Origin of the sequence: Streptomyces sp. WMMB 714 (assembly GCF_900090125.1) — a bacterium.
In the GTDB taxonomy this organism is placed as follows: domain Bacteria; phylum Actinomycetota; class Actinomycetes; order Streptomycetales; family Streptomycetaceae; genus Streptomyces; species Streptomyces daqingensis.
This window is the reverse complement of record NZ_FMHJ01000021.1, coordinates 1-16,269: the sequence shown is the minus strand read 5'-3', so window position 1 is coordinate 16,269 and position 16,269 is coordinate 1. Positions and strand designations below refer to the sequence as shown.

Genomic DNA, 16,269 nt, shown 5'->3' with positions numbered 1-16,269 from the left:
GGCAGCGGGCTGCCCTCTTTCGCCCCAAGTTCGGATCTCGGTGCACTGTCCGGTGCACACGAGGGCGGATCCGAGGCGGGTCGCGGCGCTGATACGAAACCGTCGGTGCAGGCCAGCGAGTCGCTGACCTGCACCGACGACAAGAGCTCGAACTGCGATTTCGCAGGTCAGAGGCCTTTTAGATGTCGAAGTACAGCATGGAATTGCTTCTGACCTGCATCAACGCTCTCCCCCAGAGATGCTCGGTGCACATCCGGTGCACCTGGCGACATGGCGATCATTCCTAGCCGGACGCTTCTCCCTGGATAACGGATTGAGGTGTATCGAGCGGTCACTCATCGATACTCCGCGCGGACGGCTCTCCGTGTGCTTCACGCCGACAGAGCATGTCGGCGGAACGCACTGCTGCGGGGCGGTATCCGACGCTTCGGTCGTTGTGCTCCGGCGGGGTGTCTTCGCAGTCGTGATTCGCCCCGTTGCACAGCTCGTTTCGTACTCGTCGCCAAGCACGGATGATCTGCGGAAGCTTCGACAACACCTCGCCTACCTGCGTCAGTAGGAGTGTGAGGCAACCGAAGGCGGCAAGGATGATCAGGCTGAGGTTGTCCCAACTCACGGGGCACCCAAGCCGAGCAGCGCCCGGTGAGAAATCCAGTCGAGGGCATCCGCCCCCAGCTGGTCGGGCGCATTGAGCAACGATGCCTCCACGGCCGCGAGGTCGGCTAGCACCTCGGGCGCGCCCGACCGGTCGAGCAGAGCGAGACGTTCCATCGTTGAGGCGACGGCGCCGGGCCAGCCCGGCATCCCGAAGTGAGTGGGAGCCTTGACCACGGCCGAAGCGGCCCTGTGCAGCAGTCCAACGCGCCAACCCTGCTCACGCATCAGTTCCGCGGTGAACCAAACCCGGTCGTCAACGTGCTGAACGAACTCCGCCGCAGATTCGGACACCGTCCGCAACGCGAAGCGGGAGCCGCCGGCCCAGGGAAGGTCCAGGTCCGAGGCGACGGCCACGAACGCGAGCAGCACCTCTGGTCCGCCATCCTGCGCGGCCACCAGCGCCGCGCGGGCCCTACGGTACAGATCGACGCTCTGCGCGAAGATCTCCCCGTCGTTTGGCCCGTCGTCTGCGGCGTGGATCGCGTCCAGCGGCCCCTCGCGCCAGGCATCGGCTACCAAGCCGACCGCGGCCGCACTCACCAGGACGCCCGTGTCGTCAGTGTCGATCCCGAATTGCGTTAGAACAACGGTGGCCTGCTCCTCGATGTCCGGAAGCGGCGAGTGCTTCACTTCGGCCTCGGGCCTCCCCAAGAGAGTTGCGCCCCGAGGTGCCAGAGGTTCGGGCTCCGGCTGCTCCACGTTGATACCGTGCTCCGCCAGATCGTCGAAGACGGCGGCTGGGCCGCAGTCGATGTGTGTGGAGTCGTGGCGTCCTGAGCAGCCGTCCGGGCATTCGAACTCATCGCACATTTCCGGCTCCTCGGGCTGCGCCTCGTTGAGAAGGTGATAGGTCAGTCGCTCCGCCACCGCCTCCCGTGCCGTGATCATGGCTAGGTCGAGCCGGAAGGCCTCGTCCCTCAACTCCGGTTCCTCACGATCGACAGAAGCGGGTGGCTCCGGCGCGTCCGGGACCCAGGCGTACGCGGATTCCAGCGCGACCAGTAGCCAGGCGACCCTGAGGGGCTCGGTGTCCCCGCCCTCGGCGAGTTCGGCCACGGCCTCGGCGGCCTGCCGAACACTGCCGAGCCGAGTGAGGTGGCGTTCACGTACCAGAGTCCAGGCCGAGGACTCAGCTCGGGCCCGCTTGGCGTCGTGGGTCAGTGCGGCGTCGCGGGCCCGTCGTGCCAGGGTGATCAATCGAGTCAGACAGAGGCGGCACCCGAACAACCCGGAGGTCTGTGTCGGCCCGAGCGGTATGGCTGCGAGGTCCTCTCCGAATGACTTGTCGCACAAGCAGCAATCCAGGCCCCCCACGTGCCCAGACGTGGGCACCCTGGGCAGTGCGGCGCGGATCGTGGCACGGGCGTAGGCAGGGATGTGCATGCGCAGCAACTCCTTGATCGAAGGCGCTCCGACGGCGCCTTCTCCATGCTCACCTCGCCCGTCGGCTGCAAGTCACGTTTTGGCGGGCAAACCGGCATACTTGACGAATACTGACTCAGCCCTGGGCTACGGCTCCTACTGTGTTGGCAGAACTTGACAGCCAAAGTGGGGAGAAATCATGGCTGCTTCCAGCTCTTCACCCCAAGCAGCAGATCGGCACCAGGAGTTGGTGGATGCGCTACAGGAATTGCACCGTGCAGCGGGCCGGTTGAGTTCGCGGAAGGTGAGCACGCTCATCCGCAGCCGTGAGGACCAATTGTCGGACGCGAGCCATGAGACCGTGCGTTCAGCTGTGAACGGGATACGGGTGCCGCGCTGGGAGACCGTTCACGACATCGTCCTGGTGCTTGCTGGGCTTTGCAGTCCGCCACGGGACGTGGAGTCTGAGACCGCCAGATTCCTGCCACTGTGGCGCGCGATCAGTGAAGGGGAATCTGGCGCACTGAAGTCGTTCCAGGAGCTCGTGCACGGTGGCTGGGGAGGTGAGGACGGCAAGTGGACGCCGGAACTGGTCATGGGCGCGATGCTCAACCCCTTCAACGCCATAGAGATCCACCCTTCACTGGCCGTTCCACACGAGCTGATGGTGTCGGAGGACGATTGGGTCAAGTTGATGGTGAGGCAAATAGAGGAGCAGGGAGCCGAGCATGCACTGCGGGTACTGCTGCACATGCTGAAGGGAGACTATGTCGGGGCGGAGGAGGGGGCGCCGTACGGCTATCACAACCCCGACAGGGAGGCTATGGAGGCGTATGCGGCCTTCCAATACGGCTGCCAGGAGATACTCCGGCGGCTGAGCCACGAGCCGAATCTCCTCGCGGAGTCGATCCGTGCCATGCGCACCGACGAGATGATGGACCGGGACGACCGGGCGGAGATGCTGGAGAAGGAGTCGGACCTGAGCCTGATGCGTGAGGTGATGGTCGTGACCCCGGACACCTGGGGCGAGGTGTCGGAGGAGGCACATCACATGGTCTTCGGTTACCTAATCAAGCAGATCAGCCCAGTAGGCCCGCTCGGGCTTCCCAACGACGAGCGGTTCCGGATCACGTGGCGCATTCCCGAACCGCCTGAGTTATAAGCTGCGCGCTTCTTGAACTGCGACCTGACTGCGACCACGTTGGCACCGTACCGATCCTGATGGCTCCGGTCGCCGTAGGTCTCTCTGGCCTCGCGCACTCCCCTATTCGACCAGACCCTGACCCGTATAGCCACAAAGGCACGTGCCGGCGGTACACCGGTTCTCGACTGACTCGAACCATGGGTGGTCGTGTAAGACCAGCGCTAGCCGACGCACTCTTCACGTGCCCCTCTACCGCTGGCCTCTGATCGTTAGTGATCTCAGCCCTCCCCGCTGCGAGACCCGAGGGCGGGACGGAGGAGAGCTCCTCGCAGGATGCCGAAGTCCTTGGCGATCTGCGCGAGGGGGACGCCGTCCTCGCAGCTGCGGGCCACGCGCACCACGTCGTCACGGGGCTCTTAGGGACAGGAACAGACACAGCAACATCCTTCCAGGCCGCCCCATGAGCAAGCCAGATCAGAGGTCACCAGACCCTGCATCAGTCCCTGAGATGGGGCTACAGACCGAGCAGCCTGCCAGGGCCGGGGCCTGGCCATGCGCACCGACAAGCTCGCTTTCGCCTACCAGGCCGCATTCCACCTCGCAGCCATCCTCATCTGGCTCCGTAGATGAACAAAGAGACAGTCCTTAGGGGCTACTGTCGCCGGCCCGGGCACGGCACCGCGCGAACTGCGGGTCACCATGGTGGAGTTCAGCTCCTCCAGGCCCTCCGCGAGGTACCACTGCCAGTCGGCACTCCCAAGCGAAGGATGTCTGGGTGCGCACTATGCCGACTGCCCGCCACCTCGCAACAACGGCGGGCTGAGCAACCAGGCGTCCCCGCGGCGATAGAGGGCGGCAGGGCGCCCGGTTGGGGGAAGCCGTTGGCCTCCAGTCGGCTGCACGAAGCCAGCCGTCTTGAGGACCTTGCGACGGAAGTTACTCGGGTCCAGATGCTGCCCCCAGACGACCTCATAGACAGTGCGAAGTTCGGTCAACGTGAAGGACTTTCCGCAGAACGCCGTGGCGACAGCCGTGTACTCGAGCTTACTGCGAACCTCTTCCAAAGCATCGGAAAGGATGTCTGCGTGGTCGAACGCCAACTCGTGGTGCCCCCCGTCCAGTTGTGAGACCGGGAACCAATAGGCACGCTCGGCGTCCGTACCGCCCACAGGAGCGGGAAGATCCGGTCCCAGCGCGAGGTAAGCGATCGTGACCACACGTCCCCTCGGGTCCCGTCGAGGTGCCCCGTAGGCGCCCAGCTGCTCCAGGTGCAATCGACTGGCGTCGATCCCCGCCTCTTCCCAGAGTTCACGCAGCGCTCCCTCTCGCAGGGTCTCTTCCTTCTGGACATAGCCACCGGGTAGCGCGGGACGACCGAGGAAGGGCTCCACCCCGCGCTTGATCAGCAGAACCATCAACTGGTTGTCCCTGATCGTGAAGATCGCCAGGTCCACCGTCACCCACGACGCCTCCACCTCCTCGGAGTACCTCAGCCAGTCATCCATCAGGGCCCCTAAAGGTCATGTTGACTTAAACGAGTTCAACACTTATGGTCAGATCAACCTTAACCCTACAAGGCAGAGGCCGAGCGTGATCACTTCCCATGCGCCATCAGCCAAGGAAGCGACCAAGGCGCCCACCGATGCCACACGGCACTTATGTGCCGGCGTCTATGTGGACGAACGATTCCGCGACCTCGTGATCAATGAGGTGTGCACCGCGCCGCACCGAAGAGTCGCTCCGTCTTACGGATTCGACATCGTTCCGGTCATGCGCCACGCATGGCGAGCTGCGGCGCTGAGTGCACTGGCCCGCGCAACGGTGGTGGGGGCTGCGGTGGTTCCCGCCTTCGTGGGCGCCTTACCCACGACCATCCTGGTCACTTGCGGCCTTGCGCTCTTATGGGTTCTCCAGTTCGCGATGTCGCTCCGCAGCTCCGACGACGCCCCGAGAGCCAGACGACGTTCCGAACGCCACGGTCTGGGGGCCGCACGAGGACAACGGAGCCTGCTTAAGTTGATCGTCACTTGGAAGTACTCGGGGAGGCTCAAGTACGCAGAGAAGGCGCGCGCCTACAGACTCATCGGTGCCGCCGCGTTCGCTCTGTTTCTAACCAGCCTCGTGACCGCGGCTCTGCATCCAGACCGAGCCGCCGAGGCGCTGTACTTGGCAGGGGCGATCACCGTCACATGCCTCATTGTCGGGGCCGCACGCCAACTGATGCTGAACCGCCTCATGCGAGCACCGGCCCTCAGACCGAAACGGCTGTCTCGCCGACAACGAGTGGTGGACGCACAGCAGCATGACGTCCATGCGGTATACCGGCGCCCGCAGCACAGCGAAGACGATGATGACCTCACCCGGTTCACGCTCTTCGGGGAAGAGTCGCCGTTCATCGGAGCGGGAGAACTCGTCTACCAGTGGAACCCGCCAATGTGCCTCCAGTTGCTGCGTCCCGGTGATGAGAAGACACCGCTTCATGAGCGTGAATACCTCGAACCCCCCTTTGAGGCATACGAACTCGTCGACCATCTACGAGAAGCCGTCGAGCAGTTGGACACCGACACCGGGGACGTTCGACTCCCCACGCGGGCCGGACACCGCATCTATATCGCGGAAACCGACGTCGCCGCAGATAGAAACCTCCTACCATCCCGGATCGAGGAGGTTGATATTCGCCGCATCATCAACACTCCGGGATGCAAACAGCACCACTTTCTCGAAATCACCACCGCCATCGAAGGGGCGGAGTTCGTCGCGATCGTGTTGCTGCATGTGAGCCTCCGAGGACGGACCTTGAGCATCTCCACAGCGGCCTGCGTTCTTACCAACACTCCCCGATCGTTCCAGCGCACCGCAGAGTTCGGCCAGAACGGCGCCGTAGCGGTCACCTGGGAAGCGTTCCGTCAACTGTCCACACTGCCGGAAGAGATCCAACGCTCGTGGCGGATCACTCGATACCTCTTCGCGTTGAGCAAGGCTGCGTTCCTCCCCCGTGACCTCACGTCAGCACCGATCCGCAGTGTCCTCATCGGCACTCGCGTCAGCGCACGGGAGAAGACATCGCAAGCATGGTCCAAAATCCAATTGGAGAAGACTGAACTCCTGGGCCGGATGAAGATAATCGAACAGCGGATACTAGGGGCGGCAAGCGATTTCCTACGAGATAAAGACATAGACGTCTCCGAGTTCGACGACCGCGCACTCAAAATCATCAACAGCGGCATCATCGCCTTCGGGGACAACAACAATTTCAATAACAACGCAGTAGGCGACGGATCACAGGTTGGGGGCTCCGGGAACCAGCCGGTAGGCCCGAACGCCCAAGGCAGCGGAGGAACTCAGTGACCATGAATCGCGGCATCATCAGCCACGGCAGCAACAACAGTTTCAGCAACAACGCTATCGGGGAGCACGCCCACGTCTCGGTCGGCAACCCTTCGCCCGATCCTGACGTTCCCTTCGGGGATGAGACCGACACCTGGGACGTCGGCGTGGTGACGATCCTCAGCGAGGAACTCCGCGCAGTGGTCAGCGAATTGAAGCTGGAACGCCTCAGGGAGCCCAGCGGTCTCTACTTCTACCGGGGACATTACGCGACGCCGGAAGCGACTGTTCGTGTCGTGGCCACCCAGAGCCAGAGTCAGGGCCAGCGGTCGGCCATGAGCGCCCTCGAGAACCTGCGCCGTCACTACAACCCGCGCCTGTGGGCGCTGGTTGGCGTCGGAGGTGGGATCCATGACGAGCATGCCGATATCGGAAACGTCATCATCTCCACTGACGTCGTCTACTACGAGAACCGCAAGATTAATCCCCATGGCGATGTCCGGCATCGCGGGGAGCATCGACAAGCACCGGCGCCCGTCGTCCACGCGGTGAACGCCTACTTCACGGACAACGGCAACCCGGCACACATCCACGGTCAGCTCTCATCGCACGCTTCAGAAGAGTTCGCCGTCCATCCGGGGGTGATCGGATCAGGCGAAGCAGTGATCGCGGACCGAGACAGCGAGATCCGGAGCTACCTCACGGACTACAACGAGAAGGTACTGGCAGTGGATATGGAAGCTGGCGGGCTTAGTCAGTACTGGCAGGAGAACTCCATCCACGGCGGACACAACCCAGGTTGGGTCGTCGTCCGTGGCGTATCGGACAACGCCGACAAGAAGAAGAGTCACGGATACCACGACCTCGCGGCACGCAATGCCGCACACGTCCTGCGACGACTTCTGCCCTACCTCTGCTGACCGGAAGCGCCAACGACCTCGTGATCGCTCAGGCACAGGGAGAAGTGGCTCATGACTGCATTTCTGTTCGGGGTTCTCAGCTCTCTGGTGGCCAGCGGAATCCTCCTCCTCCTCGGTCTGTTACGCGGATCGCGCGCGCTATGGTGGTTGGTCTCCGCGTTCTCCTGGTGCACAGGCACCGGACTCGGCCGGGTCTACCGCAACCAGTCTTCGGCCGAACCGGACATCGCAAGGGACTTGGACCGAGCCCGCTGGGTCAAGGTCCTGGCAGGGCGTGGAAACGTACTCACCCGCGAGGTGTTCTCCCCTCTCTGGTCCGGTGAACGCCCCCTGGAGTCACTGCAGATCCTCCTGCCCGACCCCAGCCCTCGCGCCGACTCTTGGCTGGACCGACGATCCCAAGACGTCTGCCGATTCGACCCAGGCTTCACCCCGAACCTGCTCAGAAACCAAGTGCGGACGAACATCGACTATCTCGCCCGAATATCAAGATCACAACGGCACTTCGAACTCCACAGTTTCAACCTGCCCAACAGTTGCCGAGTGATCGCAACGGACCGAGCCGCTTACATCACCTTCTACAGCAGCTCCGCTCACGGCAGGAACTCGCCCTGCCTATATGCACGATCCCCAGGGCTTCTCTACAGCATCGCACTACAGCAGTTCGACTCAGCTTGGGTCGATAGTTCACCAGTGCATTCGGCGCCATAGCAATGCGCTTCCGAACGGATCGATCGTGAACCATAATCCGCAGCTCCGCAGCCGGCTCGTGGGCAACATCGAGTCATGGCCATTGAAGAGGTCATGACGACGCCGAGCGCGCACCCAGCGGGCCAAGGATGCAGAGGGATTCTCGCGCTCTTCCAATATGAGCAACCGCCATGGTGCTGTTCGCCGACTTGGGTAGCCCCACCAGCACCAGCCTCTATCAGAAAAGCGTGTACCTCCGGGCTTGCGTCAGCAGCCAGTTGAGGACTCCCGAGGATTCCCTGACGGGCACAGCGGACACTCGGCCCATCAGAGGACTTCGTCGCCATTTCCCTGGAACAGGCCGTGGGCCGTGTCCTCCGAGTGTGGATGACACGGCCCACGGCCCGTGTCCGGTCCAGGAGAGCGAACGAACGCTCTGACCTGCAATGATTCTAAATGTCGAAGTACAGCTCGAACTCGTGCGGGTGGGGCCGCAGCTGCATCGGGGCGATCTCGTTCTCGCGCTTGTACTCGATCCACGTCTCGATCAGGTCGGACGTGAAGACGCCGCCCGCCTGCAGGTACTCGTTGTCCGCCTCCAGGGCGTCGAGCACCGCCGGGAGGGAGGTGGGGACCTGCGCGACGTCCGCGTGCTCCTCCGGGGCGAGTTCGTAGAGGTCCTTGTCGATCGGCTCGGCCGGCTCGATCTTGTTCTTGACGCCGTCGAGGCCCGCCATCAGCAGCGCCGAGAAGGCCAGGTACGGGTTCGAGGACGGGTCCGGCGCCCGGAACTCGACGCGCTTGGCCTTCGGGTTGGACCCCGTGATCGGGATGCGCATGGCGGCCGAGCGGTTGCGCTGCGAGTAGACGAGGTTGACCGGCGCCTCGAAGCCCGGGACCAGGCGGTGGTAGGAGTTCACCGTCGGGTTGGTGAAGGCCAGCAGCGACGGGGCGTGCTTCAGGATGCCGCCGATGTAGTAGCGGGCGGTGTCCGACAGGCCCGCGTAGCCCTGCTCGTCGTAGAAGAGCGGGTTGCCGCCGCTCCACAGGGACTGGTGGACGTGCATGCCGGAGCCGTTGTCGCCGAAGATCGGCTTGGGCATGAACGTCGCGGTCTTGCCGTTGCGCCACGCGGTGTTCTTCACGATGTACTTGAAGAGCATCAGGTCGTCGGCGGCGGCGAGCAGCGTGTTGAACTTGTAGTTGATCTCGGCCTGTCCAGCGGTGCCCACCTCGTGGTGCTGGCGCTCGACCTCGAGTCCGGCCTTGCCCAGCTCCAGGGAGATCTCGGCGCGCAGGTCGGCGAAGTGGTCGACGGGCGGTGCGGGGAAGTAGCCGCCCTTGTAGCGCACCTTGTAGCCGCGGTTTCCGCCGATCTCGACGGCGCCGGTGTTCCAGGCGCCCGCTTCGGAGTCGATGTGGTAGTAGCCGGCGTTGGCCTTGGTCTCGAAGCGCACGTCGTCGAAGACGTAGAACTCCGCTTCGGGACCGAAGAAGGCGGTGTCGGCGATGCCGGAGGAGGCGAGGTACGCCTCGGCCTTCTTCGCCACGTTCCGCGGGTCGCGGCTGTACTGCTCGCCGGTGATCGGGTCGTGGATGAAGAAGTTGATGTTGAGGTGCTTCTCGTCCCGGAACGGGTCCAGGCGGGCGGTGGAGAGGTCGGGGACCAGCGCCATGTCCGACTCGTGGATGGCCTGGAAGCCGCGGATCGACGAGCCGTCGAACATCAGGTTCTCGGCCGGGTCGAAGGTGGCGGCCGGGACCGTGAAGTGCTGCATGATGCCGGGCAGGTCGCAGAAGCGGACGTCGACGAACTTGACGTCGTTCTTCTCGATGTACTGCTTGGCCTCGGCGGCGTTCTGGAACATCCAACTCCTCCTAGTCCCGCCGTGGAGGGACGGGAATTGCTCGGGACGCAGGCCAGTGCGGTGGCGCGCGCTGACGGCGAGCCTAGGCAGGGGCGATTTCTCAAGCGTGACCCGACTGTTTCGCCGATGTTAACCAGTGAACGCCCGTCCTCCGCCGACCTGCAAACCAGGCCGCTCCCCCTGCGCGCTACCGTGGTCGGGTGGACAACAGGGAAGCTTTCGGCTCGTGGCTCTCGGGCCCGCGCGCCGCAGCGGAGAGCATGGGTGCGGACTTCGGTCACCGGGGCGAGCGCCTGGGCCTTCCGCAGGACGGCCCGGGGTCCATCGCCTCTTTCGGACGGCGTCTGGGCGCGCTCTTCATCGACTGGGCGATCGCCGCACTGATCGGCTACGGGCTGCTCTCGAACGGCGAGCTGCGCACCGCGAACAACTGGGCTCTGGCGGTGTTCCTCCTGATGAGCCTGCTGACCGTGGGAACGGTGGGCTGCACTCCCGGTAAGCGCCTCCTCGGGCTGCGCGTCGTCGCGCTGGACGGCCTGACCAGGCTGCCCCTGTGGCAGGTGGCCGTGCGTACGGTGCTGCTCGGCCTCGCCGTTCCCGCGCTGGTGTGGGACCGCGACGGGCGGGGCCTGCACGACCGGCTGTCGGGAGCCGTGCAGGTCAGGATGTGACCTGACGGACGCGACCCCGCCGGACGCGACCCCGCCGGACGCGACCCCCTCGGATGCTCCGGACGTGGACGTGACCGCGGCGGCGTGACCGCGGCGCCGCCGTGACCCGTCAGCGGGGCGCCCGGCAGACGCGACTCCGAAGCGAAGAACACCGCTCACACCGCTCACACCGGCACACCGGCACACCGCTCACAGCACGCGGCGGCTCCCCGGGCACACGCGACGAGGGCCGGTGCGGGAGGCTCTGCTCCCGCACCGGCCCTCGTCGCGTTCTGCGGCGTGCCCGGCGGCTCAGCGCCCGCCCTGGCCCCGCGGCATCCGCATCCCCTTGGGCATCGGGCCCTTCGGGATCGGCATGTTGCTCATCAGGTCGCCCATCGCCCGCAGCCGGTCGTTGACCTGCGTGACCTGGCCGCCCTGCAGCACGCGCGGCAGCTTCAGCAGCGTGGTGCGCAGCTTCTTCAGCGGAACCTGGCCTTCGTCGTCGCCGACGATGAAGTCGTGCACCGGTACGTCCGCGACGACGCGGGCCATCTTCTTCTTCTCCGACGACAGCAGCGACCGCAGCCGGTTCGGATTGCCCTCGCCCACCAGGACGATGCCCGCACGGCCAACGGCCCGGTGCACGACGTCCTGACTGCGGTTCATCGCCACGGCCGGCGTGACGGTCCAGCCGCGGCCGATGTTCTCCAGCACGGCCGCCGCGGCGCCGGGCTGGCCCTCCATCTGGCCGAAGGCGGCCCGCTCGGCACGGCGCCCGAAGACGATCGCCATCGCGAGCAGCGCCAGGACGGCGCCCAGGATGCCCGCGTAGACGGGGTGCCCGATCAGGAAACCGACGGCGAGGAGGACACCCAAGGTGACAAGCCCCACGCCGGCCAGGATCCAGCCGATCTTCCGGTCTGCACGCCGGGTCATCTTGTACGTCAGGGCGATCTGTTTGAGCCGCCCTGGGTTCTCGGAGTCTTCCTTCGCCATGCGGGGAAGTTTACGTGGCGGCCGGCCTGCTGGTGGCCGCGGCCTCCAGTACCCGCTGGGCCTCGGTGCGTTCCGCAGCTCGGCGGCGGTCCTCGAGCACCGCTGTCCAGGCGTTGCGCAGGGCGGTCTCCCGGCCCCTGCCCAGCAGCAGGCTCTCGAAGCTCTCCAGCGCACGCAGCGTGGTCTGCAAGACGGTCCCCTCCGTGGTCGCGTGGCTCGCGTGAACGGTGTGTGCAGCCATCGTCACCGTTAGGTGTTACCAGCGGATGACCAGGGGGTCAAAGGCTTCGAAAGCCGGTGCGGCCAACGTCACGTCGAGGAGCGGGGCAGGGACCGGCCGGCGGGCGTCCGGCAGCGGGGGCGGCAGCGGCCGGCGGCGGGGAGGAGGCCCCGCACCCGCCCGCGGGGCGCCGCCGCCTCCCGGCGGCCCGGCGGCTCACGCCGCCTTGGCGTCGCGGGCCTCCACTGCCTGCTTGTAGAGACGGCCGGCCCGGTACGAGGAGCGGACCAGCGGACCGGACATGACGCCGGCGAAGCCGATCTCCTCGGCCTCCTGCTGCAGCTCGACGAACTCCTGCGGCTTCACCCAGCGCTCCACGGGGTGGTGCCGTGCGGACGGACGCAGGTACTGCGTGATGGTGATCAGCTCGCAGCCGGCCCCGTGCAGGTCGCGCAGGGCCTCGCTGACCTCCTCGCGCGTCTCGCCCATGCCGAGGATGAGGTTGGACTTGGTGACCAGGCCGTCCTCGCGGGCACGGGTGATCACCTCCAGCGAGCGGTCGTAGCGGAACGCGGGACGGATGCGCTTGAAGATGCGCGGCACTGTCTCGACGTTGTGCGCCAGGACCTCCGGCCGGGAGGAGAAGACCTCGGCGAGCTGCTCGGGCACCGCGTTGAAGTCCGGGATCAGCAGCTCGACGCCGGTGTCGGGCATCGCTTCGTGGATCTGGCGGACGGTTTCGGCGTAGAGCCACGCGCCGCCGTCGTCCAGGTCGTCACGGGCGACGCCGGTGATCGTCGCGTACCGCAGCTCCATCTGCTGGACGGACTCGGCGACGCGGCGGGGTTCGTCGCGGTCGAGCTCCGCGGGCTTCCCGGTGTCGATCTGGCAGAAGTCGCAGCGCCGCGTGCACTGTTCACCGCCGATGAGGAAGGTGGCCTCGCGGTCCTCCCAGCATTCGAAGATGTTCGGGCAGCCGGCCTCCTGGCAGACCGTGTGCAGCCCTTCACGCTTCACCAGGTCCTGCAGCGCGTTGTACTCGGGGCCCATCTTGGCCCGGGTCTTGATCCATTCGGGCTTGCGCTCGATGGGGGTCTGGCTGTTGCGGACTTCAAGGCGGAGCATTTTGCGACCGTCGGGTGCGACAGCGGACACGTCCGGCTCCCTACGTACTTTCGATTCCTCGGCGAATATCAGGGTACGCCCACCCCTCCCGATGCCATCACCCCCCGGTGGCCTCACAGAGACAGGGCGGCGACGGGAAGGGGGGCGTGCGGCTTTCAGACCGCGCGGGGCAGCGGCTTCTGCGTCTCCAGCACCTCGCGCAGATGCTTCTCGGCGACGGGCAGTACCTCGGCGACGGTCACGGGGCGGCCCAGCTCGTTCGAGAGGGAGGTGACGCCCGCGTCGCGGATGCCGCACGGCACGATCCGGTCGAACCAGGTGTTGTCGGGGTCGCAGTTGAGAGCGAAGCCGTGCATGGTGACGCCCCTGGCCACGCGCACCCCGATGGCACCGAGTTTGCGGTCCTCCCCGCGCTGCCCGGCGTTGGAGGGGGCGTACTCGGGGCCGCTGAGCCGGGCGTCGAACTCGTCGTCCTCGATCCTCGGGTCGAAGTCGAGCGAGAGCCCGCCCAGGGCCGCCCGCTTCTCCACGGGATCGCCCAGCACCCAGGCCCCGCTGCGGCCCTCGATGCGCGTGCTCTCCAGCCCGAAGTCCGCGCAGGTGCGGATCATGGCCTCTTCGAGACGGCGGACGTGCTCGATCACGTCGACGGGCTGCGGCAGCTCCACGATCGGATAGCCGATGAGCTGGCCCGGACCGTGCCACGTGATCTTCCCGCCGCGGTCGACGTCGATGACGGGCGTCCCGTCGATCGGCCGCTCCGAGGGCTCGGTGCGGCGCCCCGCCGTGAAGACGGGCTGGTGCTCGAGCAGCAGGCAGGTGTCGGGGATCGCGCCGGCGACCCGGTCGGCGTGCACCCGGCGCTGCTCCTGCCACGCCTCCTGGTACTCGACGGCGTCGGCGCCGAATCCCAGACGGACAAAGCGCAGCTCGCTCACGGCTCCTCCAAAGTCGCGCCGTACGGACGCGCCCGGGGCGGTCCAAGGGCGGCGTCGCCGGGCCGGGCGCGGGCCGGCTCGCACGGACGTGTCCGCCGGAGCCGCCCAGAGGCAACTGTACGGCCGGAGGCCGCGGCTCCGGCAGCCGGTCACCTTCTCACACGTACGGATGAAAGCGCGGCAAAGCGGGCGAGTCGTCACAGGTGGGCGGTTAAGTTCGCGCCGTTCCGAGGGCGCCCCGGCGCCCTGCTGCAAGCCGCTGGGCAGGAGACCGTAAAGCTGATGACGATGGAACGATCTGGGGACTCCGCCACCCAGTCATCCCCGCAGCGCATTCCCAATCGCCAGCTCGCCGCGCTCATCGCCGAGGCCGGCTTCTCGAACGCCGGACTGGCCCGCCGTGTGGACCAGCTGGGCCTCGAACACGGTCTGGACCTGCGCTACGACAAGACTTCGGTGACGCGTTGGCTGCGCGGTCAGCAGCCACGGGGTACGACGCCCGCCCTGATCGCGGAGGTCTTCACCCGGCGCCTCGGCCGGCGGCTGACCGCGCAGGACCTCGGCCTGGACGCCTGCGCCCCGGTGTACGCGGGGCTGGAGTTCGCCTCGACGCCGCTGGAGGCCGTCGACATCGTCAGCGGCCTGTGGCGCAAGGACTCCGGCAGCCACGCCGAGCTGCGGAAGATCGCGTTCACCCCGGCCGGGCTGGTCGTCCCCAGCAGGGACTGGCTGATCGGCCGCGCGGACGAGCGCGTGGCCCGCGGCGGCGACCCGGAGCCCGGCCACGGGCCCGCGGGCGAGGGCGGCCCGGGCGCGCAAGGGGCGGCAGGCCGCGGAGGTCCCCCCGGCGGGGGCCTCGGCCTGCGCCCCGGGGCGGTACGCGCGGGCGGTCCGGGAAGCAGGGGCGTCCCCGGGGTGCCCGCGCGGGTGCCCCCGCAGATGCGGGGTACGGCTCCGGCGCCGGGGGGCCAGGGTCCCCATTCGGCAGGCGCGGCACGGGTCTCCGCGCAGGCGGTGCGTACGGAGCGGCCCGACCGCACGGAGAGGGGCCCGGGCCAGCGCGTCACCGTCGGGGACGTCAACGCGCTGCGCTCCGTGGGCGAGCTCTTCCGCGCCCTGGACCACGCGTACGGCGGGGGCCACGCACGGCAGGCGCTGGTGCGGTACCTGGAGCACGAGGTCGAGCCCATGCTGCGGGGCGTCTACGGGGAGCAGCTGGGGCGGCGGCTGTTCGGTGCGGCAGCGGACCTGACGCGGCTCGCGGGGTGGACGTCCTACGACATCGCGGCACACGGGCTGGCGCAGCGCTACTTCGTGCAGGCACTGCGGCTGTCGCAGGCGGCGGGCGACCGGGCCTACGGCAGCTACGTGCTGGTGACGATGAGCAGGCAGGCCGTCTACCTCGGGCACGGCCGGGAGGCGGTGCAGCTGGCGCGCGTCGCGCAGCAGGGCGCGGGGGCGGCGGCGCCGCCCGTCGTGCAGGCGCTGCTGCACGCGGCGGAGGCGCGCGGGCACGGCGTGCTCGGGGAGGTGCGGGCGTGCACCTCGTCCCTGTCCCGTGCCGAACGGGCGCTGGAGGCGGCGAAGTCGGGCGAGGACGTGCCGCCGTGGGCGCGTCTCTTCGACGAGGCGCAGCTCGCCGACGAGACGGGGCACTGCCACCGCGATCTGCAGCAGTACCGGGCCGCGGCGCTGCACGCGGAGCGCTCGCTGCAGCTGCGGGGCGCGGGCTTCGCCCGCAGCCGTCTGCTGTGCCGGGTGGTGCTGGCGACGGCGCGGCTCGGGCTGGGCGAGGTGGAGCAGGCGTGCGCCCTGGCGGCGGAGGCGGCGCAGCAGGCGGCCGAGATGCGTTCGGTGCGCGCGCACGAGTACGTACGGGACTTCGAGCGGCGGCTGGAGCCGTACCGGGATGCCGCACCGGTGCGGGGCTACCGCGAGCGGGTCGCGGCGCTGGGCTGAAGGCGGGGCCCGTTCCTGCGCGTCCCGTGCAGCTCGCGGACGGGGGCCGTGTCGCCGCAGGCCGCCGATCGTGCCGCACCGACATGCCCTAGGTGTACTGACCCGTGAGGTTAGGAACGCGGCTGGCGGGTGGTAGGCCGCCGAGCGCGGTGTGCGCGCGGTGGTGATTGTAGGTGTGCAGCCAGTTGGGGAACGCTTCGCGTCGTTGGCTTTCTGAGTGGTAAGGGCGGGCGTATGCCCACTCTTCCAGCAGGGTGCGGTTGAGGCGTTCGACCTTCCCGTTGGTTTGCGGCCGGTAGGCGCGGGTGCGTTTGTGCGAGATGCCGGCCGCGGCCAGCGTGTTGCGCCAGGCGTAGGACTTGTAGCAAGCGCCGTTGTCGGTGAGGACGCGCTCGACAGTGATCCCGCAC

The 16,269-nt window shown here is 67.1% G+C and carries 13 protein-coding genes and 1 pseudogene; 6 read left to right on the top strand and 8 right to left on the bottom strand.

Going from position 1 to position 16,269, the window contains the following annotated elements:
* Positions 1-612 precede the first annotated feature (612 nt).
* Entirely contained in the window at positions 613-1,854 is a 1,242-nt protein-coding gene (locus H181DRAFT_RS27490; protein ID WP_254666990.1) for a hypothetical protein, read from the bottom strand.
* Between the two features lie 469 nt (positions 1,855-2,323).
* Here H181DRAFT_RS27490 and H181DRAFT_RS27485 point away from each other — a divergent pair, with 469 nt between their 5' ends.
* Positions 2,324-3,181, top strand: coding sequence for a hypothetical protein (locus tag H181DRAFT_RS27485; RefSeq protein WP_254666989.1), 858 nt, complete (start codon positions 2,324-2,326; stop codon positions 3,179-3,181).
* A 516-nt stretch (positions 3,182-3,697) separates the two neighbouring features.
* Positions 3,698-3,793 (top strand): annotated as a pseudogene (locus tag H181DRAFT_RS29075) (IS5/IS1182 family transposase); the annotation flags it as partial.
* A gap of 152 nt (positions 3,794-3,945) precedes the next feature.
* Here H181DRAFT_RS29075 and H181DRAFT_RS27475 read toward each other — a convergent pair.
* Positions 3,946-4,668, bottom strand: coding sequence for an NUDIX hydrolase (locus tag H181DRAFT_RS27475; protein ID WP_045867160.1), 723 nt, complete (start codon positions 4,666-4,668; stop codon positions 3,946-3,948).
* A gap of 85 nt (positions 4,669-4,753) precedes the next feature.
* Here H181DRAFT_RS27475 and H181DRAFT_RS27470 point away from each other — a divergent pair, with 85 nt between their 5' ends.
* Together H181DRAFT_RS27470 and H181DRAFT_RS27465 are read left to right on the top strand one after the other, a co-directional pair.
* A complete protein-coding gene (locus H181DRAFT_RS27470) occupies positions 4,754-6,511 on the top strand; it encodes a hypothetical protein (RefSeq protein ID WP_052708783.1) in 1,758 nt (585 codons plus the stop codon).
* Between the two features lie 2 nt (positions 6,512-6,513).
* Complete coding sequence (locus H181DRAFT_RS27465) at positions 6,514-7,410, top strand: 5'-methylthioadenosine/S-adenosylhomocysteine nucleosidase family protein (protein ID WP_045867159.1); 897 nt, start codon at positions 6,514-6,516, stop codon at positions 7,408-7,410.
* Positions 7,411-8,552: 1,142 nt separating this feature from the next.
* Here the strand turns inward: H181DRAFT_RS27465 and glnA are convergent.
* Positions 8,553-9,968 carry a type I glutamate--ammonia ligase gene (gene glnA / locus H181DRAFT_RS27455; protein WP_045867158.1) on the bottom strand — a complete coding sequence of 472 codons (1,416 nt, stop codon included), beginning with the start codon at positions 9,966-9,968 and terminating at the stop codon, positions 8,553-8,555.
* 200 nt (positions 9,969-10,168) lie between these two features.
* On the opposite strand from glnA, the gene H181DRAFT_RS27450 reads away from it, so the two are divergent.
* Positions 10,169-10,639, top strand: coding sequence for an RDD family protein (locus H181DRAFT_RS27450; RefSeq protein WP_074468076.1), 471 nt, complete (start codon positions 10,169-10,171; stop codon positions 10,637-10,639).
* A gap of 291 nt (positions 10,640-10,930) precedes the next feature.
* Here H181DRAFT_RS27450 and H181DRAFT_RS27445 read toward each other — a convergent pair whose 3' ends face one another.
* The 4 genes from H181DRAFT_RS27445 to lipB form a co-directional block, all read right to left on the bottom strand.
* Complete coding sequence (locus H181DRAFT_RS27445; RefSeq protein WP_045867156.1) at positions 10,931-11,617, bottom strand: DUF4191 domain-containing protein; 687 nt, start codon at positions 11,615-11,617, stop codon at positions 10,931-10,933.
* 10 nt (positions 11,618-11,627) lie between these two features.
* Positions 11,628-11,858 (bottom strand): SCO2195 family GlnR-regulated protein, encoded by a 231-nt coding sequence (locus H181DRAFT_RS27440; protein WP_229712066.1) that lies wholly within the window; start codon positions 11,856-11,858, stop codon positions 11,628-11,630.
* 195 nt (positions 11,859-12,053) lie between these two features.
* On the bottom strand, positions 12,054-12,992 hold the full coding sequence (gene lipA / locus H181DRAFT_RS27435) for a lipoyl synthase (protein WP_045867154.1): 939 nt from the start codon (positions 12,990-12,992) through the stop codon (positions 12,054-12,056).
* A 125-nt stretch (positions 12,993-13,117) separates the two neighbouring features.
* Positions 13,118-13,900, bottom strand: coding sequence for a lipoyl(octanoyl) transferase LipB (gene lipB / locus H181DRAFT_RS27430; protein ID WP_045867153.1), 783 nt, complete (start codon positions 13,898-13,900; stop codon positions 13,118-13,120).
* A gap of 282 nt (positions 13,901-14,182) precedes the next feature.
* Here lipB and H181DRAFT_RS27425 point away from each other — a divergent pair, with 282 nt between their 5' ends.
* The gene (locus tag H181DRAFT_RS27425; protein WP_045867152.1) at positions 14,183-15,859 is read left to right on the top strand and encodes an NsdA family TPR-like regulatory protein; all 1,677 of its coding nucleotides are present in this window, start codon (positions 14,183-14,185) and stop codon (positions 15,857-15,859) included.
* Between the two features lie 88 nt (positions 15,860-15,947).
* Here the strand turns inward: H181DRAFT_RS27425 and H181DRAFT_RS27420 are convergent.
* The coding region (locus tag H181DRAFT_RS27420; protein WP_045867151.1) for an integrase core domain-containing protein at positions 15,948-16,269 on the bottom strand (322 nt) is incomplete at its 5' end.